The organism is Cupriavidus sp. GW822-FHT06G04 (genome assembly GCF_058799075.1).
Map to the genome: position 1 here is coordinate 39,195 of NZ_JBXALD010000001.1, position 22,351 is coordinate 61,545.

The following is a 22,351-nucleotide window of genomic DNA, read 5'->3' on the forward strand; positions in this document are numbered from 1 at the left end:
CCCAAAAATGGATCAAATACGGACATAACTTGAAACAATTTAAGCGGGGCGCCGGCTGGCGGCCCGCAATTTTGCCCGCAAGTATACATAACGCAAACAAACGGGCGCCCGGTGCACGCACAACGCTCGGTGGTCGGTTCAGGGTAGCTGAGGGGTCAACCCCGCGACTGCTGCAACGTTACTGAAAGGTTAGGCTTCCATTTCCCGGGCATTCGCCCACTGCCTCAAGCTAAATCAATGAAAAAGAAGGACATTGAGATTTTCGATGTCATGTCGCTGCGCGGCCCGAATATGTGGACATATCGGCCGGTGCTGGAGGCATGGGTCGACATCGGCGAACTGGAGGATTTCCCCTCCAACAAGATTCCGGGGTTTTACGAGCGCCTGTCGACATGGCTGCCGACGCTGATCGAACACCGCTGTAGCCCCGGCGTGCGCGGCGGCTTCCTGATGCGACTGAAGGAAGGTACATGGCCGGGCCACATCCTTGAGCACGTCACGCTGGAGTTGCAGAACCTGGCCGGCATGCCCGGAGGATTCGGCAAGGCGCGCGAGACGCCGGTACGCGGCGTCTACAAGGTCATCGTGCGCGCATGGCATGAAGAAGTGACGCGTGCGGCGCTGTTCACGGCGCGCGACCTGGTCATGGCCGCGATCGAGGATCGTCCCTTCGACGTCCCCGCCGCGGTGGACAACCTGCGCCGGCTGGTCGACGAACATTGCCTGGGCCCAAGCACGGCTTGCATCGTCGACGCCGCCGACGATCGCGATATCCCGTCGATCCGACTGTCCGACGGCAATCTGGTGCAGCTTGGTTACGGTGTGCGCCAGCGCCGCATCTGGACGGCCGAGACCGACCGCACCAGCGCCATCGCCGAATCGATTTCGCGCGACAAGGACCTGACCAAGAGCCTGCTCGAATCGTGCGGCGTGCCGGTGCCGGAAGGCCGCATGGTCGACAGCCCCGCCGACGCCTGGGATGCCGCCGAGAGCATCGGCGTGCCCGTGGTGGTCAAGCCCTACGACGGCAATCACGGCCGCGGCGTCTTCACCAACCTGATGACGCGCGAGGAAGTCGAAACCGCCTACGGCGTGGCCATCGAGGAAGGCAACGGCGTGATCGTCGAACGTTTCATTCCCGGCAACGAGCACCGCCTGCTGATCGTCGGCGGCCGCATGGTGGCCTGCGCGATGGGCGAAACGGCGTCGGTGGTGGGCGACGGCAAGCACACCATCGACGAGCTGATCGAATCGCAGATCAATTCCGATCCGCGTCGCGGCAGCACCGAGGATCATCCGCTGAACCGCGTGCGCCTGGATTCGGCCGCCCGCCTGGAGCTGAAGCGCCAGGGCTATGCCGACGGCAGCGCCGTGCCGGCAGAGGGCCGCACCGTGCTGATCCAGCGCAACGGCAATGTTGCATTCGACGTCACCGATCGGGTACACCCCAGCGTGGCCGCGCACGCCGCGCTGGCGGCCCGCGTGGTCGGCCTGGACATCGCCGGCGTCGACCTGGTGGCCGAAGACATCTCGCGCCCGCTGGCCGAGCAACGCGGCGCCGTGGTTGAAGTCAATGCGGGTCCCGGCCTGCTGATGCACATCAAGCCGGCCGCCGGCGAGCCGCGCCCCGTGGGCCGCGCCATCGTCGATCACCTGTTTGCAAACCGCAACGGCGTGGAGGACGACGGCCGCATTCCCGTGGTCGGCATCACGGGCACCAACGGCAAGACCGTGGTCGCCAAGCTGGTGGCGCGCCTGCTGCAGCTTTCCGGCAAGCATACGGGGCTGGCGTGCAGCGACGGCCTGTTCCTCGACCGCCGTCAGGTGGAACCGGGCGGCCGCGGCGAAAAGGCCAGTTGGGAAGCCGGCCATCGCATCCTGATGAACCGCGCCGTGGAAGCGGCCGTGTTCGAGAACGACAGCGGCATGATCCTGTCGCAAGGCCTGCCCTACGACCGCTGCCAGGTGGGCGTGGTGACCAACTTCGGCCAGCCCGATCATCTCGGCGACTACTACGTCGAGGATGAAGACCGCATGTACAACGTGCTGCGCACCCAGGTCGACGTGGTGCTGAAGACCGGCACGGCCGTGCTCAATGCCGCCGATGCGCGTCTGGTCGAAATGGCCGAACTGTGCGACGGCGACGTGATCTTCTTCAGCCTGTCCGCCGACCTGCCGGCCATCGCCGCGCATCGCGCCGCAGGCAAGCGCGCCGTGTTCGTGCGCGACGGCAAGGTCGTGCTGGCCACCGGGGCAAGCGAAACCGCGCTGACCGACGTCTCGGCGATTCCGCTCACATACGCGGGCCGCGTTGCGTTCCAGATCGAAAACGTGCTGGCCGCCGTGGCGACCGGCTGGGCGCTGGGCATCTCCAATGACCTGATCCGCGCCGGCATCGTCACGTTCGACGTGGGACAGGTGGACGTGCCGGGCCGCTTCACGCTGTTCGAGCGCCAGGGTGCCACGGTGATCGTCGACGACGCGCATAACGCGCCGGCGCTGGAGGCCCTGGCCGCCGCGCTGGACCGGTTCCCGTCCGAGCGCCGCATGCTGGTGTTCGGCGCAGGCGTGCAACGCCGTGACGAAGACCTGATCCAGCAAGGCAAGATCATCGGCAAGTCGTTCGACCGCGTGTTCCTGTGCGAAGACCACAGCGTGCGCCGCGACCTGCCCGACGCCGAGGCGCGCGCGCTGCTCAAGAAGGGGCTGTACGAAGGCCGCCGCGTCACCAAGATCATCGACGAAGGCGCGCGCCGCGCTGCGGTCGAGGCGGCGCTGTCGCAACTGGTGGCCGGCGATCTCCTGGTGCTGCAATGCGACGAAGGGTCGCCCGAGGGCACCGTCGAGCAAGTGCACCAGTGGATGGGACGCAGCGGGCGCCGGGCGTAAGTCCGCACCCGCCAGCGCGAAGAACAACGGAAAACAGATTCTATGGAAGTCTCCCGTATCCGGGCCCTGCGCGGCCCGAATCTCTGGTGCCGGCACACCGCCATCGAAGCCATCGTGGCGTGCTCGGACCAATCCCATCTGCTGGCCGAGCTGCCGGGCTTCGAGGATCGCCTGCGCGCGCGCTTCGCGGCCATCGGCCCGATGCGCCCCGACGACGAAGCCGGTTCGCCGTCGATGGCGCACGCCTTGGAAGCCGCCGCGCTGGGCCTGCAGGCCGCGGCCGGCTGCCCGGTCACCTTCAGCAATACCTCCCCGACGCTGGAGCCCGGCACCTATCAGGTGGTGGTGCAGTACAGCGAAGAGGAAGTCGGCCGCCTGGCCTTCGAGCTGGCGGAAAAGCTGTGCCTCGCCGCGCGCGACGACCAGCCGTTCGATCTCGACGACGCGCTGCATCGGCTGCGCGAACTCGATGAAGATGTGCGCCTGGGCCCGAGCACGGGGTCGATCGTCTACGCCGCCGTGGCGCGCGGCATTCCGTATCGCCGCCTGACGCAGGGCTCGATGGTGCAATTCGGCTGGGGCAGCAAGCAACGCCGCATCCAGGCCGCCGAAACCGATATGACCAGCGCGGTGGCCGAATCGATCGCGCAGGACAAGGACTTGACCAAGACGCTGCTGCACGCGGCCGGCGTGCCGGTGCCGATGGGCCGCTCCGTCAGCAGCGCGGAACAGGCATGGGCCGCCGCGCAGGAAATCAACGGTCCGGTGGTGGTCAAGCCGCGCGACGGCAACCAGGGCAAGGGCGTGGCCGTGCGCATCCGCACGCGCGAAGAGGTGATGACGGCGTATGAAGTGGCCGCCGACATTTCTTCCGACGTGATCGTCGAGCGCTACATTCCCGGTCACGATTTCCGCCTGCTGGTGGTTGGCAAGCATCTGGTGGCCGCCGCCCGTCGCGATCCGCCGCAGGTGATCGGCGACGGCACGCATACAGTGCGCCAACTGGTCGACGAAGTGAACCGCGATCCGCGTCGCGGCGAAGGCCATGCCACGTCGCTCACCAAGATCCGCTTCGACGACATCGCCCTGGCCACGCTGGCCAAGCAAGGGCTGACCGCGGATGCCGTGCCGGCCAAGGGCACGCGCGTGGTGTTGCGCAACAACGCCAACCTGTCCACCGGGGGCAGCGCCACCGATGTCACCGACGATGTGCATCCCGATATCGCTGCGCGCGCAGTGGCCGCCGCGCAAATGGTCGGGCTCGACATCTGCGGCGTCGACGCGGTCTGCGAGACCATGCTCAAGCCGTTCGAGGAACAGGCTGGCGGCATCGTCGAGGTAAACGCTGCGCCCGGACTGCGCATGCACTTGCAGCCGTCTTACGGCAAGGGCCGCGCCGTGGGCGAGGCGATCATCTCGACGATGTTCTCGGATGGCGACGATGGCCGCATTCCTGTGGTCGCGGTGTCGGGCACCAACGGCAAGACCACGACGGTGCGCCTGATCACCCATATCCTCGCCTCCAGCGGCCTGCGCATGGGCATGACTGGCACCGATGGCGTGTACATCCAGGGCCAGCGCATCGATACCGGCGACTGCAGCGGTCCGCGCAGCGCGCGCAACGTGCTGCTGCATCCCGATGTCGATGCCGCCGTGTTCGAAACCGCGCGCGGCGGCCTGCTGCGCGAAGGCCTGGCGTTCGATCGCTGCGACGTGGCGGTGGTCACCAATGTCGGCGAAGGCGACCATCTGGGCCTGTCGTACATCAGTACTGTCGAGGATCTGGCCGTGCTCAAGAGCGTGATCGTGCAGAACGTGGCGCCGCACGGCATGGCCGTGCTCAACGCCGCCGATCCGATGGTGGCGCGCATGGCCGACGCCTGCCCGGGATCGGTCACGTTCTTCGCCCAGGACGCCGGACTGCCGACCATGGCGCTGCATCGCGCGCAGGGCAAGCGCGTGGTGTTTGTCGACGGCGCCGACATCGTCGCCACCGAAGGCGACACCAGCGTGCGCTTCGCAGTGGCCGACATCCCGCTCACGCGCAATGGCTCGATCGGCTTCCAGGTAGAGAACGCGATGTCGTCGATCGCGGCCGCATGGGCGCTCGGCATCGACTGGAACGTGATCCGGCGCGCGCTGGCGACGTTCGTCAACGACCCGGCCAACGCACCGGGCCGCTTCAACGTCTTCGACTACAACGGTGCCACGCTGATTGCCGACTACGGTCACAATCCCGACGCCATCCAGGCGCTGTGCAATGCCGTGCAGACCATGCCGTCGAACAAGCGCGTGGTCGTGATCAGCGGTGCGGGCGACCGTCGCGACGAGGACATCCGCAAGCAGACGCAGATCCTGGGCGGCGTGTTCGACGAGGTGGTGCTGTATCAGGACCAGTGCCAGCGCGGCCGTGAAGACGGCGAAGTCCTCGCGCTGCTGCGCGAAGGTCTGGTCGGCGCGCAACGCACGCAGTACACCGAAGAAGTGCGCGGCGAATTCCTGGCCATCGACACGGCGCTGGCGCGCCTGCAGCCGGGCGACCTGTGCCTGATCCTGATCGACCAGGTGGAAGAAGCGCTCGATCACATCGCACGGCGCGTAGCCGGCTAAGCATCACGCCTTGTCGGGCCCCTTTGCTGCACACCGGTAAAGGGGCCCGCACAGCACGCCTGTCCGCCTCGCCCCGGCGGCCCGCCCGGCTTCCCCCTTCCCCCTTCCCCGCTTGCCGTCCACCGCGATTCGGTGCGACAGTACCCCCTCGACGCTCCCATCCCCATTCCGACGGCGCCTGCCTTGTCCGTCGACGAGGAGAATGCGCATGACCGCCCCGCAGACCGTAGTCGTCACCTATATCGCCGCCACGGCAGACCAGGTGTGGCAAGCGCTGACCGATCCGGCGCTGAGTGTGAAGTATTTCTTCGGGCGACGTGTCGAGTCCGACTGGCAGGTGGGCAGCCCTTTCGTGCTGCGCATGGAAGACGGCAAGATCGATTCGCAGGGCGTGGTGCTGCTGGCCGAGCCGCCGTACCGGTTGTCGGTGACATGGCGCGTGGAGTGGCTCGAAGCGTTTCGGCAACTGCCCGAAGTCGTCGTCACCTGGCAGATCGATGCGCTGGGCGACAAGGCCGTGCGCGTGACGGTCAGCGAGGTTCACCAGGAGCCGGTGGACGAGCAGATCCTGCAGGGCGGACGCAACGGCTGGCCATTGATCCTGGCCGGACTGAAGACGCTGATCGAAACCGGCCGGCCGCTCGATGTCGAAACGCCCAAGCCGCCGCCGGCGCCCACGGCCGGCGCATTGTGATCAGTGACGGCCCGGTAGCGCGAGCCGGCGTTCCAGCACATGCTGCAGCGCGGACAGGGCCGTGCTGAGAATCCAGTAGATCGCGGCGGCGGCCAGATACAGCGGCAGCGGCTGATATGTGGCCGCGATGATTTCCTGGGACGTCCGCAGCAATTCCGTGACGGTGATGACAGACACCAGCGAGGTGTCCTTGATCAGGCTGATCAGGCTGTTCGACAGGCTCGGCACGGCAAGCCGCAATGCCTGCGGCCCCACCACATAGCGCAATGTCTGCAAAGGCGCCATGCCAAGGCTGTAGGCGGCCAGCCACTGTCCGCGCGGCACGCCCAGGATCGCCCCGCGCATGCTTTCCGAAAGATACGCGCCGACGTTCAGGCTCAACGTCAGCACGCCGGCCGGTGTGGGCTCCAGCGCGATGCCGATGCCCGGCAAGCCATAGTAGACGACGAAGATCTGCACCAGCAGCGGCGTGCCGCGCATGATGCTGACGTAGACACGTGCGATCGCTTTGAGAATCGGCTGATGGCCAATGCCCATCAATGCCACCACAATGCCGATCAGCAGGCCGAACACCATCGACAGCACGGCGAACTTCAGCGTGAGCAGCGTGCCCTGCAGCAGGACAGGCAGTGAATCAATGACAAGCTGGAGCGCGGACATGGCAGGGCGGGAATCGATCGGAGGCCGAAATGCCGCGATCATACGTGATCGCGGCACAGGACGGCGCAGGCAGGCGGATCGGGGGATTCCCGCCGCCTGTCATGGCCTGCATGAAGGCCTCGGCCGGGCGCGGCGGCCCGTGCCGAGGTCGCCGCGCGCGCACTCGGCCTTCGCGCGTGCCGGCAAGCGGTTACTTCACGGGCTTGGTCACATCCGATCCAAACCACTTGTTCGACAGCTTGGCCAGCGTGCCGTCCTTGCGCAGGTCGTCGAGCGCCTTGTCGATCGCGGCAGCGAACTTAGGATTGTCCTTACGGAACGGAATCGCAACCTCGCTGGTGGCGCCGGGCAGCACCGCGCCAGGGCGCAGCGGCAGATTGGCCTGCTTGATCAGGTAATTGGCCATCAGGCGGTCGTTCAGCGCGGCGTCCACGCGCTGGGCGGCCAGGTCGCGCAGATATTCGGGCGCGCCGGGATAAGTCTTCACCTCGATGCCGGGCACCGACTTGGCCAGGTCGTTGTAGTTGCTGCCCAGGCTCACGCCGAGCTTGTGCCCCTTCAGCGATTCCAGCGTGGTGAACTCGCGCTTGTCATCCTTGCGCTGAATAAGCTGTGCCGCCGAATAGACGTAAGGTGTCGAGAAATCGAGCACCTGTTTGCGCTGCGGCGTCACCGAAACCTGATTGACGATGATGTCGAATTTGCCCGCTTGCAAGCCCGCGATAATCGCACTCCATTCCGTGGTCACAAACTCGGGTTTCACGCCGAGTTTGCCGGCCACGGCGCGCGCCACGTCGACATCGAATCCATCGAGTTCATTATTTGCAGCGCGATATCCGAACGGCGGATAGGTTCCTTCCAGGCCCACCTTGAGTACGCCTGCCTGCTTCACGGTATCCAGCAGATCCGCGGCCTGGGCGGCGGTCGCCGAAAGACCGGCAGCGCTGGCGACCAGCGCAGTGGCCAGCAGTGATTTGAACCAACCCGATCGAATCGTTCGCATATGTTCTCCATTGGAATGCGTTGGCGTTGCCGGGCGTCTTTTACGAGGGCATCCGGCGGCTCTATGAGCCTATAACGGGCTCAACGGTATCGCAAACACTATCAATGAAGAAATAACGATTCATTATGGCTATATAACCAGCCGTCGCGGCTAGCCACTGAATACGGAAAAACAGAGCGCAAGTCGCGCCTTTCGCCCATGCACACACGTATCGAATGCAAAGCGCCAGCCCGCTCTACCCCCCTCGTCTACAAAGAAAAACGAGGGGGAACATCCAGCGCCGCTCAATGAAAATGAATCTGAACGAGCCTTACTGGAACGCCTTGTCGTTAGGCTCGGCGAACAGTTGTTTCATCTCCGGCGACAGCGCGTAGTTCATATTGATATTGCGCGGCGGAATCGGCTGCAGGAACCACTTCGTATATAGCTTCTCGGCTTGGCCGCTCTTCTGGATATCGGCCACCACGCCATCGACAAGCTTCTTGAACGAGGCGTCGTCCTTGCGGAACATGCAGGCATAGTTTTCGGTCTGCAGCGGCGTGCCGACCACCGCCCAGTCGGCGGCGTTCTTGGCCTTGGTGCGTTCGCCGTAGAGCAGCGGCTCGTCCATCACGAATGCCACCGCGCGGCCCGACTCCAGGATCAGGAATGCCTGGCCATGGTCTTTCGCGCTGGTCAGGTTCATGTTCATGCCTTCGCCATTCATCTTCACCAGCAGGCGCTCGCCAGTGGTGCCGGCCGTGGTCACCACGTTCTTGCCCTTCAACTGCGGAAAGTCCGTCACGCCCGAATCCTTCTTCGTCAGCATGCGGATGCCGTAGATGAACAGGCTGTTCGAAAACGCCACCTGTTTCTGGCGTTCGGTGTTGTTGGTGGTGCTGCCGCACTCGATATCGATCGTGCCGTTCTGCATCAGCGGAATGCGGTTCTGCGAGGTGATCGGCGTGAGCTTGACCTGCAGGTTCGGCATGTTCAGCGTCGACTTGACCTTGTCGACGATCGCCAGCAGGTAGTCATGCGAATAGCCCATGACATTGTTGCCATCGGAATACGAAAACGGAATCGACGACTCGCGATACCCGAGCGACATCACCCCGCTGTCCTTGATCTTCTTGAGCGTGTCGCCATCGGCGGCGTGGGCGCCGGCGGCAGCGCCGGCCAGCAAGGCGGCGGCTGCGAGGCGGTGGATGGAATTCGGACGGACAGACAGTGACTTCATGATTCGCTCCTTGGAGGGGGCTTGGTTTTTAATGGCAAGACCTGAGGCAATCTCGCTACCCAACGTTCACTTCGATACCGCGTACTGCTGCGTACTGATGACTGACGACTGCTACCTGCTTCCAGTACAACCCGTTTGGCGTCGCCCTGCACTAGGCCGACGCTGCACTGAAATCTTCCGCGTCCAGCGCTGGCTTGCGCCCGGCCAGACGGTCGGCCAGCAGCCCCGCGCTGCCCATGGCCAACGTAAAACCGAGCGCCCCGTGACCGAGGTTGAGCCACAGCCCCGGCACGCGCGATTCGCCGATCATCGGCAGTCCGGTCGGGGTGGCCGGCCGCAGTCCGGCCCATGGCTGCAGCGCATCGAGGTCGTCCCCGTTCGTCACGTTGCCGAAGACCGCGCGCGTCTGCGTGACCAGGGTCTGCGCGCGCTGCCGGTCGACCACTGCGCCGCCGCGCACGATATCGGCCATGCCCGCCACGCGCAGAGTATTGCCGATCCGTGCATAAACGATCTTGTTGGCAAAATCCGTCACGCTGATATGCGGCGCGGTCGCGCCGTCGACAATCGGCACGGTGATGCTGTATCCCTTCAGCGGCCACAACATCGGCCGGACCCCCGTCGGGCGCAGCAACGGCACGCTGCCGATGCCGCCCGAAACGATCACCAGATCGGCGGCGATCTCGCCACGGTCGGTGCGCACGCCGGTCACTCGACCGCCACTGCGCACCAGTTCGGTCACCCGCGTGCCAAAGCGCAGCGACACGGCCCGGTTGCCTTGCAACAGATGGGCCAGCGACACGCAGAAGCGATGACAATCGCCCACTTCCTCGCTCGGCGTGTAGATCGCGCCGGCAATATCGTGTCGAATGGCCGCCAGCGCGGGCTCCAGCGCCACCGTCGCGTCGCGGTCGAGCGCCTGCTGCTCGCAGCCCAGGCTGGCCTGGTAGTCGAGCAACCGGCAGGCGGCCTCGTAGGCCGCAGCGTCGCGATGCACCACCAGCTTGCCGCGCCGGGCGAAATCGAATCCGCCGCCCTCTTCGCGCGCGTCGGGCCGATCGACGAAAGCCTGCATCAGATCTCGCGAGTAGAACGCCAGCCGCAGCAGCTTGCGCGTGGTGGCCTCGCTCGTCGATGCGTTGCACGCCCGCACAAATGCCATCAGCCAGCGCCATTGGGCGGGATCTGCCGACGGGCGGAAGCGCATTGGCGAATCGCGGTCCAGCAGCCAGCCCGGCACCTTCGACAACACGCCCGGACCGGCCAGCGGCGCCACGTAGCTGTAGCTGAGCTGCCCGCCGTTGGCGAAGCTGGTTTCCTCACCCGGTCCGTCGTGACGTTCCACCACGGTGACTTCATGACCATCATTGGCCAACCGCCACGCAGTGGTCATGCCGACCACGCCGGCACCCACGATCGCTACGCGCATCTGACTTGCCTTGTATTCCGAACCAACAATGGGCCAGAGCGTAGAGCAGTCCGTGCGGCTTGCCCAATGCCAATACGTGCCAGAATATGTCCTCAAGCTATAGGTGACCGCCACCCGGGTCTACCCGTAGTGCACAGCACCAATTTCCGCACCAAAGCGGCCATTTCGATGGCACCACAACGATGCGCCTGCGCCAGATCGAAGTCTTCCGCGCGGTGATGCTGACGGGCACCGTCAGCGAAGCCGCACGCCTGCTCCATGTATCCCAGCCGGTAGTGACGCGCGTACTGCAGCATGCGGAAGCGTCGCTGGGCTTCCGGCTGTTCGATCGGCAGCGCGGACGGCTGCAGCCCACGCCCGAAGCCCGCGCGCTCTATGGCGATGTCGAAAGGCTATATGGCGAGATAGAGCGTGTGCGGCGCGTATCCGAAAGCTTGCGCCACAAGGGCGCGGGCCGGCTGCGCGTGGCGGCCACACCAAGCCTGGCCAATCCGCTGCTGGTGCCGGCGGTGCGCCGTTTTTGCGCGCGCCATCCCGACACGCAGGTACAGGTGCTGACGCACCACACCAACGAGATCGTCGCCGCGCTGCTGGCCAACCAGATCGATGTCGGCTTTGCCTTCTCGCCGCCGCGCCACGAGGCTATTACCAGCGAACCGGTTGCCGCCGGCCGCATGCTGTTGGCGGTGCCACGCGCCCAGCCGCTGCCTTCGGGCGGCCGTCGCGGCACCGTGCCGATCCGCAAGGTCATGGAGCGGCCTTTCATTGGCTATGACGATGACAGCTCGCTTGGGCTGCTGGTGCGGCAGACGCTGGCGCGGCATGCGCTGGAGCCGCACTCGACGCTGGAAGTCCAGACGTATTCGCTCGCGCTGGCGCTGGTCGATGCGGGCCTCGGCCTGACGTTGCTCGACCAGTACACCGCGTTGAGCGCCAATCCCGCGCATGTCGCCCTGCACGATGTGCAACCGGAGTTGCCGTTCGAAATACAGATGCTGCGCGCCAGTCATCGCGGCGCATCGAGTCTGGTCGATGACATGCGCACGCAGTTTGCAGCCGCCGCGCAGACGCTGGCCGCCACGCTGCATGAACGGCTCGAAGCGCCCGTCGCGCAGTTCGACGCGACAGCACGCTGATCGCACTTCATCGACATTGACCAGACAATTGACAGCCCACGGCTGCGTGCACCATCATCGACACGCACCGATCAGCGCATGACCTACCCATGTTCGTCCTGACCCTTCTACTGCTGGTGCTGGCGAGTGCGTTCTTTTCGATCTCCGAGATCGCCCTGACCGCAGCCCGGCGCACCAAGCTACAAGTCCTCTCCGAACGCGGCGACCGCCGCGCCACCAAGGTATTGCTGCTCAAGGAAGAGCCCGGCAATTTCTTTACCGTGGTGCAAATCGGCGTGAACAGCGTGGCGATTCTGGCCGGTATCCTCGGCGAAAAACACGTTTCCGACCTGCTGTTCGATCTGCTGCTGCCCTGGCTGAGCCCCGGCACCGCACAGCGCGTGTCCAACATCGGATCGTTCCTGATCGTCACGCTGCTGTTCATCCAGTTCGCCGACCTGGTGCCCAAGCGCGTGGCGATGACATTCCCGGAAGCCTGCGCGATCCGGGTGATTGGTCCGATGCTGACGCTGCTGAAGGTATTCAAGCCAGTGGTCTGGGTGTTCAACGCTGCGGCCGATGCGATTCTGAAATTGCTCAAGATTCCGACCAAGCCAGTCGACCAGATCACGACCGAGGACATCGCCGCCATGGTCGACGCGGGCGCGGAAGCCGGCGTGCTACACAAGCACGAATTGCATTTAATCGAAAACGTGTTTGAGCTCGACTCGAAACCGATCACGGCCATCATGACGCAGCGCGACGACGTGGTGTTCCTCACGCTCGACGAGCCCGCCGACAGCGTGCGCCGCAAGCTGGTCAAGCAGCCGCACGCGCAGTACCCGGTGTGCGGAAAAGGCGTCGACGACGTGCTGGGCTACATCGATTCGAAGGACATCCTGCAACTGATGCTTGCCGACGATTCCGGCGTGGCGCTCGACAGTCTGTCCAAACACTACGACAAGAACGTGCTGGTGATACCGGACACGCTGACGCTGTCCGAATCGCTCACGCGATTTCGCGAGATGCACGAGAGCTTTGCCGTGGTGATGAACGAATACGGCCTCGTGGTGGGCGTCGTCACGCTGGACGATATCGTGGGCGCGCTGATGGGCGACATCCTGTATTCGGCCGAGGATGAGCAGATCGTCCGCCGCGATGCCACGTCATGGCTGGTAGACGGCCTTACGCCGCTGGTCGACCTAAAAAAGGCGCTCGATCTGGACAGCCTGCCCGGCGACGACTATGTCGACACCGCGGCCGGGCTCGTCATCTATGCGCTGAAGCGGATTCCAAAGAAGTCGGAATCGATCACGGTCGGCGGCTTCCGTTTCGAAGTGCTCGACATCGACCACCACAAGATCGATCAGTTGCTGGTGTCCCGCATCTCCGCCGCGGCGCCGCAAGGCTCCAGCACGCCCGGCAGCGAGGCGCCACGATCCTGACTATTGGCGGCATCCCGATGGGGCTCGGCATGGATGCGAGGAACGGCCTGTCGACGCACCGAATGCACCGAGCCCCGCACGTCCCTCTGAACGATGCCCCGAAAAACAAAACCGACGCGTGCTTGTCGCGGTTCGTCGGTCTGTGAATATCGATCGGTGAACGGTGATCCGTGAAGGTGCCGCAGAAAAACAAAACCGACGCGTGCTTTCGCAGGCGTCGGCTCTAGATTTACTACGCTGTTTTTGTCTGCTGGTGGTCGAATCAATCAGCAGCTTTTTGTTTGGCGGAGAGGGTGGGATTCGAACCCACGGTACCGTTGCCGGTACGCCTGATTTCGAGTCAGGTACATTCGACCACTCTGCCACCTCTCCGGTAACTTGGTCGTCGCGTTGGCGGCGAAACCAAGATTATAGGGACATTGCCATGCCGAGCGCAAGTCCCTGCGCAACAATTTTTATGCTTCCGGTTCCAGGCGCGTGGCGCCGCCCATGTACGGCTGCAGCGCCTTGGGCACGTTGAGCGATCCGTCGGCGTTCTGGTAGTTTTCCAGGATCGCCACCAGCGTGCGGCCCACCGCCAGTCCGGAGCCGTTCAGCGTGTGCACCAGTTCCGGCTTGCCTTGTCCGGCACGCGAGCGCGCCTGCATGCGACGCGCCTGAAAATCGCCCATGTTGGAGCACGAGCTGATTTCGCGGTAGGTGTTCTGCGCCGGAATCCACACTTCGATGTCGTAGGTCTTGGTGCTGCCAAAGCCCATGTCGCCGGTGCACAGCACCACTGTGCGGAACGGCAACTCGAGCTTTTTCAGGATGGCTTCGGCGTGGCCAGTCATCTGCTCCAGCGCGTCCATCGACTGATCGGCGGGCACCACCTGCACCATCTCGACCTTGTCGAACTGATGCTGGCGAATCATGCCGCGCGTGTCCTTGCCGTACGACCCCGCCTCCGAGCGGAAACACGGCGTATGCGCAACGAAGCGCAGCGGCAGCTTGTCGGCCGAGACGATCGCATCGCGGACGATATTGGTCAGCGGCACTTCGGCCGTCGGAATCAGGTAGAAATTCTCGATGGCGTCCTGGCCGTCCTCGCCGCCAACCTTGCGCGGCACCTTGAACAGATCGTCCTCGAATTTGGGCAACTGCCCCGTGCCGCGCATCGATGCCGCGTTCACGATGTACGGCACGTACATCTCGGTATAGCCGTGCTCCAGCGTGTGCGTGTCCACCATCAACTGGACCAGCGCGCGATGCATGCGCGCCACGCCTCCACGCAGGAAGGCAAAGCGCGAGCCGGTCACCTTCGAGGCGGTCTCGAAGTCGAGGCCGAGTTTTGCGCCGACGTCGACGTGATCCTTGACTTCGAAATCGAAGCTGCGCGGCGTACCGATGCGACGCACTTCGACGTTCTGGGTTTCGTCCTTGCCCACCGGCACGCTTTCGTGCGGCAGATTGGGAATCGACATCATCGCGTCAGCGATCTGGTCCTGGATTTCCGCCAGGCGCACGGCGGACGCCTTCAGCGTGTCGCCAATGCCAGCCACCTCGGCCATGGGCGCCGACGCGTCTTCGCCCTTGCCCTTGAGCATGCCGATCTGCTTGGACAGCGTGTTGCGGCGGGCCTGCAGGTCCTCGGTCTGCGTCTGCAGTTGCTTGCGTTCGGCCTCCAGGGCCTGGAACGTCGCCACGTCAAGTTGGAATCCGCGCGTGGCGAGGCGTTGAGCCACGGCGTCGATGTCTTTGCGGAGCAGCTGGATGTCGAGCATGTTGCAATCGGTGTGCATTACCGGCGACATGCCGGCGAACGCGACATTTTACTGCACCGGCATCACCGCACGGTGCCGAATCTGCCCCGATTTCGGCGGCTTTTCCGCCGATCGGGCCGATTTGTCTCAGCTGTGGTCGCCCTTGGGGCCCTTGTCGGACTTTGCCGCCGGCTTGTCGCGCTCGTTGTGCGCACGATGCCACGCGTCGTCGAGATCGCGCAGATACCTGAGCTTGTCGCCGATCTTGCCCTCCAGGCCCCGCGGCGTGGGCTGGTACCAGTCCTGCCGTCGCAAATCATCGGGCAGATAGTGTTCGCCAGCGGCATAGGCCTCGGGTTCATCGTGCGCATAGCGATACGCATGTCCGTAGCCCAGTTCCTTCATCAGCCGGGTGGGCGCATTGCGCAAATGCACTGGGACGGCACGCGACTTGTCCTTCGCGACGAAAGCGCGCGCAGCGTTGTACGCGTTGTAGCCGGCGTTGGACTTCGGCGCCACCGCGAGATAGATCAGCGCCTGCGCCAGCGCCAGTTCGCCTTCGGGCGAGCCCAGGCGCTCGTACGTTTCCGCGGCGTCCAGCGTGATACGTGCGGCGCGGGGATCGGCCAGGCCGATATCTTCCCAGGCCATCCGCACGATGCGGCGCGCCAGATAGCGCGGATCTGCGCCGCCGTCGAGCATGCGGCAGAACCAGTAGAGCGCGCCATCGGGATCGGATCCGCGCACCGACTTGTGCAACGCGCTGATCTGGTCGTAGAACGCATCGCCGCCCTTGTCGAAACGGCGCAGGTTTTCCGACAACGCGCTGCCGAGTAACGCGGTATCGATTGCCTGCACCCCGGCATTGCGCGCGGCGCGCACCACGATCTCAATGTTGTTCAGCAGCTTGCGACCGTCGCCGTCGGCCGAACCAACGATCAGGCCCATCGCCTCGTCGTCCCACGTCACGCCGCCAAGTTCCTGACTGGCGCGCAGCACGAGCTGTTTCAGTTCGCTGTCGTCCAGGCTCTTGAGCACGTAGACCGCCGCGCGTGACAGCAATGCACCGTTGACTTCGAACGAGGGGTTTTCGGTGGTCGCGCCAATGAAGACGAACAGGCCGCTTTCGACGTGCGGCAGGAAGGCATCCTGCTGACTCTTGTTGAAGCGATGCACCTCGTCCACGAACACCAGCGTGCGGCGGCCATGGGCGCGGAATTGCTCGGCGCGCTCGACGGCTTCGCGGATATCCTTGACGCCCGACAGCACTGCGGACAGCGCAATGAATTCCGCGCCGAAGGCATCGGCCATCAGGCGCGCCAGCGTGGTCTTTCCCACGCCTGGCGGGCCCCACAGAATCATTGAATGCGGCTCGCCCGACTCGAACGCCACGCGCAGCGGTTTGCCGGCGCCCAGCAAGTGCTGCTGGCCAATCACCTCGTCAATATTGCGCGGGCGCAGGCGTTCCGCGAGCGGCTGCCGGGAACGGTCAGGGGAGTCGGAGAACAGCGAATCCGCCACGATGCAAAAACCTTTCGATTGACACGGCCGCCAGCGTGGCGGCGCAACGCCACAGTGTAGACGATCCTGCCCGGGCGAATTTTTGTGGCGCGCCCTAAAGTCCGATCCGGCGATGCCGATAACACCCAATGGCCAGCGCCCCAAGCGGCGCGGCAAGCTGGGCGCCGGCATGGGACCGGCGACTATCGCGGGGCAATATTTTCGATACTCGGGGATTTGTATGCTGCGTTACCGCATGCTGATGTTCAAGGTGAACCGGCTGGCGAACAAGAACAAGCTCAACGGCGTGGAAGAGATTTCGCTGGCGGGCCAGTTCACCGAGCTGATCGCATCGCAGGAAGACGCCGACCGCGTCATTACCGACCTGTTCGACCATGAAAACGCCCATGTGCGGCGCGTCGGGCTGTCCGCGATTCGCCGCACGCGCCGCTTTGGTGGGCGCCTGCTACTGCCGGCGCTGCTACGACGCATGATCGATGCCGAAGGCTGGATTCGTCACGACGCCGTGTGGATCCTGCAGGAAGCGTCCCTCGATGGCGCCGAACTGCGCGCCGCGCTGCGGCGCGTGGCTGGCAATGTCCGCCTGCCCCAGGACGCTGTGCGCGCCAAGCAGAATCCCGCCGACGGTTATCTGCATGCCGCAGTGCGGGCGCGCCAGTATCTCGACGTGCTGATCGCGAAGTCGGCGGCCGCTCACAATGCGGCGCTGGCCGCGGGCGGCGGTTTGCCCGGCGCGACGGATGGCAAGCCGTATGCCAAGGATTCGGTCGGACATATCGGTGCGGTGCATCGCCAGTTGCAGCGCAAAATCGCCGGGCGCAAGCTCAAGAGCAGCACGAAGCTCACCTTCCGCAAGGTAGAGTCGCGCTACGCTGAAAACGACAACCGCCGCTTCCTGCTCTGATCGCGGCAACTATTGGCAGCTGCGCTGGCCATTCCGGCAATTGCCAATGCAGTTGCCAGTCCGCCGGCGCGCAAAATGCTGCGCCGCCTCAATGAGCAATTTCTGACCGGATCTGAATTCTTTCGAAACAGGAAATCAGCAGACAGCGTGCGCTTACCATGGCGAAACAGTCGGCACCGCGCCGGCACGTTACAAGGATATCCGCCATGGCCATCACGACCCGCATGCGCAAGAAGAAGCAATACAAGAAAGCCGTGCTGAAGCTGCGCGCAGCGATCAAGCGTGGCGATGACGAAGCCATCCGCATCCGGCGCGAAAAACTACAGGCCCTGCCCAAGCCGCGCCAACGCTACGCACGCGAGTCGATGGCCTAGCCCTTGGCGCGGTCGACGAGCGCCTTCACGGCGTCGGCCGGTAATGGGCCATGGCAGCTGCGCTCGCCGCCTGACTGCCCCACGATCAGCCAGACTTTGTCCGATGTGCCGGTGGGATGAAAAACCCATGCGGGCCCGCGCGCGCTATTGCTGGCCGGCAGGTCTTCGAGCACGCCGTTGTGCGGCGATTGCAGCAAGGTCGCGCAGTCATTCTGGGCGATGCGCGTTGCCTTGAGGAAATCGGTATTGCCCAGCACTTCAGGCAACGCCGTATCGGACCCGCGCAGGAACGCGTCAACATCGAAATGGCTGGCCTGGCTGTGCGCGCATGCCGAAAGCGCCAGCGCCACGGCCAGCGCGCCGGAGGGCAGTGCCAGACGGCGCAGCGCTGCGTTATCGAAGCGGACAGGGACGTGTTTCATGTCGAATCCTTGGGCGTCTTATTGCTTCACCACGTCGGCGCCCTTCGGCACCGCGAAGCGGAATGCGTCCGCCGGCAGCGAGGGGTTCTTCTGGATGCCCGAAAAGGTCAGCATCGTGGTGTTGCCAAACGCGTCGCGTAATTCCATGGCTTCGAGATTGCCGCCCTTGAAGCCGATGCCGATCCGTTCGAATTGCGTGTCCTTGGCCTTGGGCGTCAATTCAAGCCACTCTACGCCATCACGCGCAGCACCGTTCTTCACGTCGAAGTTGCGGCTGAGGTCATTGCTGCCGAACAGGATGGCGGCGGGGCTCGACCCCAACGCGCCGTCGAGCTTGCGCTCGGTAACCTGGTTCAGATCCTTGTCGTAGATATAGAGCGTCTGGCCGTCGGCCTGCAGCAGCTGGTCGTAAGGCTTGGTATAGCGCCACGTGAATTTGCCCGGGCGCGCGAACGAGAACGTGCCGCTGGACGTGCCAGCCACCTTGGCGTCGGCGCCCTGGCCCTTGATCTGCTTCTGCGTGAATTCACCGCGCGCCGATTTCACGCTGGTGACGAAGGTCTGCAATTGATCTGTGGCGGCGGCCTGGGCGGCCGGCACGGCGGCCAGCAACGCCAGCGCCGCGCACAGCGGCGCAAGAATGCGATGTCGCATGGAAATCAATTCCTTACTGAGTCGTCAACGACCGGTTAGAGAGCGTCACAGGGGCGCGAATTCCGCCCGAATCTGTGACGACGGTAACGGTATATTACCCGTCACATCCATATGCCGCGCAATGGGACGAATCTCAATCGTCGCCTACGGCGCTCCCGGCCGGCACCAGAATATCGCGGTTGCCGTTGCCAGACATGGCCGACACCAATCCGGCTTTTTCCATATCTTCGAGCAGTCGCGCCGCGCGGTTGTAGCCGATACGCAGATGGCGCTGCACCAGCGAGATCGACGCGCGGCGATTCTTGATGACCACTTCGACGGCCTGGTCGTATAGCGGATCGGACTCGGCACCGCCGCCACCGATCCCTGCGCCGCCGCCCAGGCTGTCGCCCGCGCCGTCGCCGTCCACCAGGCCACCTTCGAGAATGCCCTCGATATAGTTTGCTTCGCCGCTTTCCTTGAGCTTCTCGACCACGCGGTGCACTTCATCGTCCGATACGAACGCGCCGTGCACGCGTATTGGCAGACCGGTGCCCGGCGCCAGATAGAGCATGTCACCCATGCCCAGCAGCGCCTCGGCGCCCTGCTGGTCCAGGATCGTGCGCGAATCGATCTTGCTGCTGACCTGGAAGGCAATCCGGGTCGGCACGTTGGCTTTGATCAGGCCCGTGATCACGTCGACCGACGGCCGCTGCGTCGCCAACACCAGATGCAGGCCGGCGGCGCGCGCCTTCTGTGCGATCCGGGCGATCAGTTCCTCGACCTTCTTGCCGACGACCATCATCAGGTCGGCCAGTTCGTCGATGACGATCACGATCACCGGCAGTTTTTCCAGCGGCTCGGGCGCGTCGGGAGTCAGGCTGAACGGATTCGGGATCTTTTCTTCCCTGGCCGCCGCTTCGTCGATCTTCTTGTTGTAGCCGGTCAGATTACGCACGCCCAGCTTGCTCATGAGCTTGTAGCGGCGCTCCATTTCGCCGACGGCCCAGTTCAGTGCATTGCCGGCCTGGCGCATGTCGGTCACCACCGGGCACAACAGGTGCGGGATGCCCTCGTAGACGCTCATTTCGAGCATCTTCGGATCGATGAGGATCAGGCGCACCTGATCGGCCTTGGCCTTGTACAGCAGCGACAGGATCATGGCGTTGATGCCCACCGACTTGCCGGAGCCGGTGGTGCCGGCCACCATGCAGTGCGGCATCTTGGCCAGGTCGGCCACCATCGGCTTGCCGGCGATGTCCTTGCCGAGCGCCATGGTCAGGTTCGACGCGCTTTCGTTGTAGACCTGCGAGCCGAGGATTTCGCCGAGCCGCACGGTCTGGCGCTTCGGATTCGGCAGTTCCAGGCCCATGTAGTTCTTACCGGGAATCGTCTCGACCACGCGGATCGACACCAGCGACAGGCTGCGCGCCAGATCGCGCGCCAGATTCACCACCTGGCTGCCCTTGACGCCAGTAGCGGGCTCGATTTCGTAGCGCGTGATGACGGGGCCCGGATAGGCGGCCACCACCTTCACTTCCACGCCAAAGTCCTTGAGTTTCTTCTCGATCAGACGCGACGTGTATTCGAGGGTTTCGGCGCTGACGGTTTCCTGGTGCGCGGGCACGGGATCGAGCAGCGACAGCGGCGGCAGATCGGAATCCTGGATGTCGGCAAACAGCGGCTGCTGCTTTTCGCGTTCCACGCGCTCATGCTTGGGCACGGCCTGCGGACGCACGATCTGCACCGGCGCGGCCTCTTCCTGCCGTACGCGCTGCACTTCGACGGTCTCGGTACGCTCCACCTTGGCAGCGGCGCCGATGATGCGGTCCTGCTTTTTCTCGCGACGCGCCTTGAAGCCCGCGAACAGCATTTCGACCATGCCGCCGACCTGCTCGGCCACCGTGAGCCACGAGAAGTGGAAGAACAGGGACAAGCCGATCGCAAACATCAGCAGCAACAGCAACGTGGCACCCGAGAAACCAAGCGCCATCTGCAGCCAGCCGCCGAGCAGGTCGCCCAGCACACCGCCGGGCGCGCGCGGCAGCGCGGCGCGCAGCGGATACATGCGGATCGCCTCCAGGCCCATGCTCGACACCAACGTCAGCGCAAAGCCGATCCAGCTCACCGCGGCGCCATGGTGCTGCGCTTCAGGCACGCGCTCGGGCAGTTCGGCGGTCAGCACCCGCCAGCCGCGCCAGCAACGCCGCATCAGCAGCACGCTCCACCAATAGGCGGAAAAACCGAAGATGAAGAACAGCACGTCGGCCACCCAGGCGCCCACGCGGCCGCCCAGATTGTGGATATCGGCCACCTGGCTGGCGTGCGACCAACCGGGATCGGCCTTGGAATAGCTGGCCAGCACACACAGGAAGCCAAGCGTCACGGCGAGCAGCAGGAACCAGCGCACCTCGCCAAGCAGCTTGCCGATGCGCGAGGGAAGTGCCGACGGGTCGGTCCGGGTAGTCGTGGTAGCGCGAGCCATGCGTTAGTGTCTGTTCGATCGTGCGGAGTGGACGATGGCGGCCATTTTAACCTTGTGCGGGACTATCGCCCTCATTGGAATTTGCAACAGTCGGCAATCGCCGCGCCACTTATAATGGCGGTTTCGAGTGACACCGGCGCGACCGCCGCACCGGCTCACTTGTCGCCTACAGGAATGCATCATGTCTGCAAAACACGCAAAAGTGCTGATTCTCGGGTCCGGCCCGGCTGGTTATACCGCCGCCGTCTACGCGGCCCGCGCCAACCTGAATCCGGTGCTGATCACCGGTCTGGCCCAGGGCGGCCAGCTGATGACCACGACCGACGTGGAAAACTGGCCCGCTGACGCTAACGGCGTGCAGGGCCCGGACTTGATGCAGCGTTTCCTGGCGCACGCGGAGCGCTTCAATACCGAAATCATCTTCGATCACATCCACACCGCGAAACTGACCGAAAAACCGATCCGGCTGATCGGCGATTCGGGCGAGTACACCTGCGATGCGCTGATCATCGCCACCGGTGCGTCGGCCCAGTATCTCGGGCTGCCGTCGGAGGAAAGCTTCATGGGCCGCGGCGTGTCGGCCTGCGCCACCTGCGACGGTTTCTTCTACAAGAACCAGGAAGTGGCCGTGATTGGCGGTGGCAACACGGCCGTGGAAGAAGCGCTTTATCTGTCGCACATCGCCAGCAAGGTCACCGTGATCCATCGCCGCGACAAGTTCCGCGCCGAGCCGATCCTGGTCGACCGCCTGCTGCAGCGCGTGAAGGAAGGCCGCGTGGAACTGCGCTACGACCATACGCTCGATGAAGTGCTGGGCGACCAATCGGGCGTGACCGGCGTGCGCATCCGCAGCACCAAGGACGCCAACGCAACCGAGGACCTGAAGCTGGCCGGCGTGTTCGTGGCGATCGGCCACAAGCCCAACACCGACCTGTTCGAAGGCCAGCTGGAGATGAACAACGGCTATATCGTGACCAAGAGCGGCCTGTCGGGCGACGCCACGGCCACCAATATCCCCGGCGTGTTCGCTGCCGGCGATGTGCAGGATCACGTCTACCGCCAGGCCATCACCAGCGCCGGCACGGGCTGCATGGCGGCGCTGGACGCCCAGCGCTACGTCGAAGCGCTCAAGTAACCGCGCCGCTTCGGATTGCCTGATCGGGGACGCCCGCGCTGCCGCGGCCGTCCCCGATTCTCTATAATCAA

The 22,351-nt window shown here is 64.4% G+C and carries 17 protein-coding genes and 1 tRNA gene; 8 read left to right on the forward strand and 10 right to left on the reverse strand.

Annotated elements, in window-relative coordinates; genetic code table 11:
- Positions 1 to 237: 237 nt before the first annotated feature.
- The 3 genes from cphA (AC1RKI_RS00190) (at position 238) to AC1RKI_RS00200 (ending at position 6,193) form a co-directional block, all read left to right on the forward strand.
- Positions 238 to 2,889, forward strand: a complete 2,652-nt coding sequence (gene cphA, locus AC1RKI_RS00190) for a cyanophycin synthetase (RefSeq protein ID WP_490714954.1) — start codon at positions 238 to 240, stop codon at positions 2,887 to 2,889.
- A 42-nt stretch (positions 2,890 to 2,931) separates the two neighbouring features.
- Positions 2,932 to 5,499: a cyanophycin synthetase gene (gene cphA / locus AC1RKI_RS00195; RefSeq protein ID WP_490714955.1), complete on the forward strand. Its 2,568-nt coding sequence runs from the start codon at positions 2,932 to 2,934 to the stop codon at positions 5,497 to 5,499.
- 208 nt (positions 5,500 to 5,707) lie between these two features.
- A complete protein-coding gene (locus AC1RKI_RS00200; protein ID WP_061957602.1) occupies positions 5,708 to 6,193 on the forward strand; it encodes an SRPBCC family protein in 486 nt (161 codons plus the stop codon).
- Here the strand turns inward: AC1RKI_RS00200 and AC1RKI_RS00205 are convergent, their stop codons facing one another.
- The 4 genes from AC1RKI_RS00205 to AC1RKI_RS00220 form a co-directional block, all read right to left on the reverse strand.
- Positions 6,194 to 6,853 (reverse strand): amino acid ABC transporter permease, encoded by a 660-nt coding sequence (locus tag AC1RKI_RS00205; RefSeq protein WP_061957565.1) that lies wholly within the window; start codon positions 6,851 to 6,853, stop codon positions 6,194 to 6,196. It lies immediately after the preceding gene.
- A gap of 190 nt (positions 6,854 to 7,043) precedes the next feature.
- Positions 7,044 to 7,856: a transporter substrate-binding domain-containing protein gene (locus AC1RKI_RS00210; protein WP_061957564.1), complete on the reverse strand. Its 813-nt coding sequence runs from the start codon at positions 7,854 to 7,856 to the stop codon at positions 7,044 to 7,046.
- Between the two features lie 310 nt (positions 7,857 to 8,166).
- A complete protein-coding gene (locus tag AC1RKI_RS00215) occupies positions 8,167 to 9,075 on the reverse strand; it encodes a glutamate/aspartate ABC transporter substrate-binding protein (protein WP_061957563.1) in 909 nt (302 codons plus the stop codon).
- A 151-nt stretch (positions 9,076 to 9,226) separates the two neighbouring features.
- Complete coding sequence (locus tag AC1RKI_RS00220) at positions 9,227 to 10,504, reverse strand: D-amino acid dehydrogenase (RefSeq protein WP_061957562.1); 1,278 nt, start codon at positions 10,502 to 10,504, stop codon at positions 9,227 to 9,229.
- Between the two features lie 182 nt (positions 10,505 to 10,686).
- Here AC1RKI_RS00220 and AC1RKI_RS00225 point away from each other — a divergent pair, with 182 nt between their 5' ends.
- Both AC1RKI_RS00225 and paeA read left to right on the forward strand, forming a co-directional pair.
- On the forward strand, positions 10,687 to 11,640 hold the full coding sequence (locus AC1RKI_RS00225) for a LysR family transcriptional regulator (protein ID WP_244786849.1): 954 nt from the start codon (positions 10,687 to 10,689) through the stop codon (positions 11,638 to 11,640).
- 89 nt (positions 11,641 to 11,729) lie between these two features.
- Positions 11,730 to 13,064: a polyamine export protein PaeA gene (gene paeA, locus AC1RKI_RS00230; RefSeq protein ID WP_490714958.1), complete on the forward strand. Its 1,335-nt coding sequence runs from the start codon at positions 11,730 to 11,732 to the stop codon at positions 13,062 to 13,064.
- Positions 13,065 to 13,346: 282 nt separating this feature from the next.
- Here paeA and AC1RKI_RS00235 read toward each other — a convergent pair.
- From AC1RKI_RS00235 to AC1RKI_RS00245, 3 genes are all read right to left on the reverse strand, one after another.
- Positions 13,347 to 13,436: transfer RNA gene (locus AC1RKI_RS00235), tRNA-Ser, on the reverse strand.
- A gap of 83 nt (positions 13,437 to 13,519) precedes the next feature.
- Complete coding sequence (serS, locus tag AC1RKI_RS00240; protein WP_492794286.1) at positions 13,520 to 14,827, reverse strand: serine--tRNA ligase; 1,308 nt, start codon at positions 14,825 to 14,827, stop codon at positions 13,520 to 13,522.
- A 126-nt stretch (positions 14,828 to 14,953) separates the two neighbouring features.
- Positions 14,954 to 16,327, reverse strand: coding sequence for a replication-associated recombination protein A (locus AC1RKI_RS00245; RefSeq protein WP_492794284.1), 1,374 nt, complete (start codon positions 16,325 to 16,327; stop codon positions 14,954 to 14,956).
- A 220-nt stretch (positions 16,328 to 16,547) separates the two neighbouring features.
- Between AC1RKI_RS00245 and AC1RKI_RS00250 the strand changes: the two genes are divergently transcribed.
- Both AC1RKI_RS00250 and AC1RKI_RS00255 read left to right on the forward strand, forming a co-directional pair.
- A complete protein-coding gene (locus AC1RKI_RS00250) occupies positions 16,548 to 17,231 on the forward strand; it encodes a hypothetical protein (RefSeq protein WP_492794282.1) in 684 nt (227 codons plus the stop codon).
- 206 nt (positions 17,232 to 17,437) lie between these two features.
- Positions 17,438 to 17,605 carry a hypothetical protein gene (locus tag AC1RKI_RS00255; RefSeq protein WP_167585503.1) on the forward strand — a complete coding sequence of 56 codons (168 nt, stop codon included), beginning with the start codon at positions 17,438 to 17,440 and terminating at the stop codon, positions 17,603 to 17,605.
- Here AC1RKI_RS00255 and AC1RKI_RS00260 read toward each other — a convergent pair.
- The 3 genes from AC1RKI_RS00260 to AC1RKI_RS00270 form a co-directional block, all read right to left on the reverse strand.
- Complete coding sequence (locus tag AC1RKI_RS00260) at positions 17,602 to 18,027, reverse strand: hypothetical protein (RefSeq protein ID WP_492794280.1); 426 nt, start codon at positions 18,025 to 18,027, stop codon at positions 17,602 to 17,604. The genes AC1RKI_RS00255 and AC1RKI_RS00260 overlap by 4 nt on opposite strands.
- Positions 18,028 to 18,045: 18 nt before the next feature.
- Positions 18,046 to 18,681: an outer membrane lipoprotein chaperone LolA gene (gene lolA, locus AC1RKI_RS00265; RefSeq protein ID WP_061957556.1), complete on the reverse strand. Its 636-nt coding sequence runs from the start codon at positions 18,679 to 18,681 to the stop codon at positions 18,046 to 18,048.
- 133 nt (positions 18,682 to 18,814) lie between these two features.
- Positions 18,815 to 21,145 carry a DNA translocase FtsK gene (locus tag AC1RKI_RS00270; protein WP_150979446.1) on the reverse strand — a complete coding sequence of 777 codons (2,331 nt, stop codon included), beginning with the start codon at positions 21,143 to 21,145 and terminating at the stop codon, positions 18,815 to 18,817.
- 181 nt (positions 21,146 to 21,326) lie between these two features.
- Here AC1RKI_RS00270 and trxB point away from each other — a divergent pair, with 181 nt between their 5' ends.
- Positions 21,327 to 22,280: a thioredoxin-disulfide reductase gene (gene trxB / locus AC1RKI_RS00275; protein ID WP_061957554.1), complete on the forward strand. Its 954-nt coding sequence runs from the start codon at positions 21,327 to 21,329 to the stop codon at positions 22,278 to 22,280.
- The last annotated feature ends 71 nt before the right edge of the window (positions 22,281 to 22,351 follow it).

What these genes read in the sequence shown, in the direction of transcription:
- cphA (WP_490714954.1), top strand. Translation starts at nt 238, where the DNA reads ATGAAAAAGAAGGACATTGAGATTTTCGATGTCATGTCGCTGCGCGGC.
- cphA (WP_490714955.1), top strand. Translation starts at nt 2,932, where the DNA reads ATGGAAGTCTCCCGTATCCGGGCCCTGCGCGGCCCGAATCTCTGGTGC.
- AC1RKI_RS00200 (WP_061957602.1), top strand. Translation starts at nt 5,708, where the DNA reads ATGACCGCCCCGCAGACCGTAGTCGTCACCTATATCGCCGCCACGGCA.
- AC1RKI_RS00205 (WP_061957565.1), bottom strand. Translation starts at nt 6,853, where the DNA reads ATGTCCGCGCTCCAGCTTGTCATTGATTCACTGCCTGTCCTGCTGCAG.
- AC1RKI_RS00210 (WP_061957564.1), bottom strand. Translation starts at nt 7,856, where the DNA reads ATGCGAACGATTCGATCGGGTTGGTTCAAATCACTGCTGGCCACTGCG.
- AC1RKI_RS00215 (WP_061957563.1), bottom strand. Translation starts at nt 9,075, where the DNA reads ATGAAGTCACTGTCTGTCCGTCCGAATTCCATCCACCGCCTCGCAGCC.
- AC1RKI_RS00220 (WP_061957562.1), bottom strand. Translation starts at nt 10,504, where the DNA reads ATGCGCGTAGCGATCGTGGGTGCCGGCGTGGTCGGCATGACCACTGCG.
- AC1RKI_RS00225 (WP_244786849.1), top strand. Translation starts at nt 10,687, where the DNA reads ATGCGCCTGCGCCAGATCGAAGTCTTCCGCGCGGTGATGCTGACGGGC.
- paeA (WP_490714958.1), top strand. Translation starts at nt 11,730, where the DNA reads ATGTTCGTCCTGACCCTTCTACTGCTGGTGCTGGCGAGTGCGTTCTTT.
- serS (WP_492794286.1), bottom strand. Translation starts at nt 14,827, where the DNA reads ATGCTCGACATCCAGCTGCTCCGCAAAGACATCGACGCCGTGGCTCAA.
- AC1RKI_RS00250 (WP_492794282.1), top strand. Translation starts at nt 16,548, where the DNA reads ATGCTGCGTTACCGCATGCTGATGTTCAAGGTGAACCGGCTGGCGAAC.
- AC1RKI_RS00255 (WP_167585503.1), top strand. Translation starts at nt 17,438, where the DNA reads ATGGCCATCACGACCCGCATGCGCAAGAAGAAGCAATACAAGAAAGCC.
- AC1RKI_RS00260 (WP_492794280.1), bottom strand. Translation starts at nt 18,027, where the DNA reads ATGAAACACGTCCCTGTCCGCTTCGATAACGCAGCGCTGCGCCGTCTG.
- lolA (WP_061957556.1), bottom strand. Translation starts at nt 18,681, where the DNA reads ATGCGACATCGCATTCTTGCGCCGCTGTGCGCGGCGCTGGCGTTGCTG.
- AC1RKI_RS00270 (WP_150979446.1), bottom strand. Translation starts at nt 21,145, where the DNA reads ATGGCTCGCGCTACCACGACTACCCGGACCGACCCGTCGGCACTTCCC.
- trxB (WP_061957554.1), top strand. Translation starts at nt 21,327, where the DNA reads ATGTCTGCAAAACACGCAAAAGTGCTGATTCTCGGGTCCGGCCCGGCT.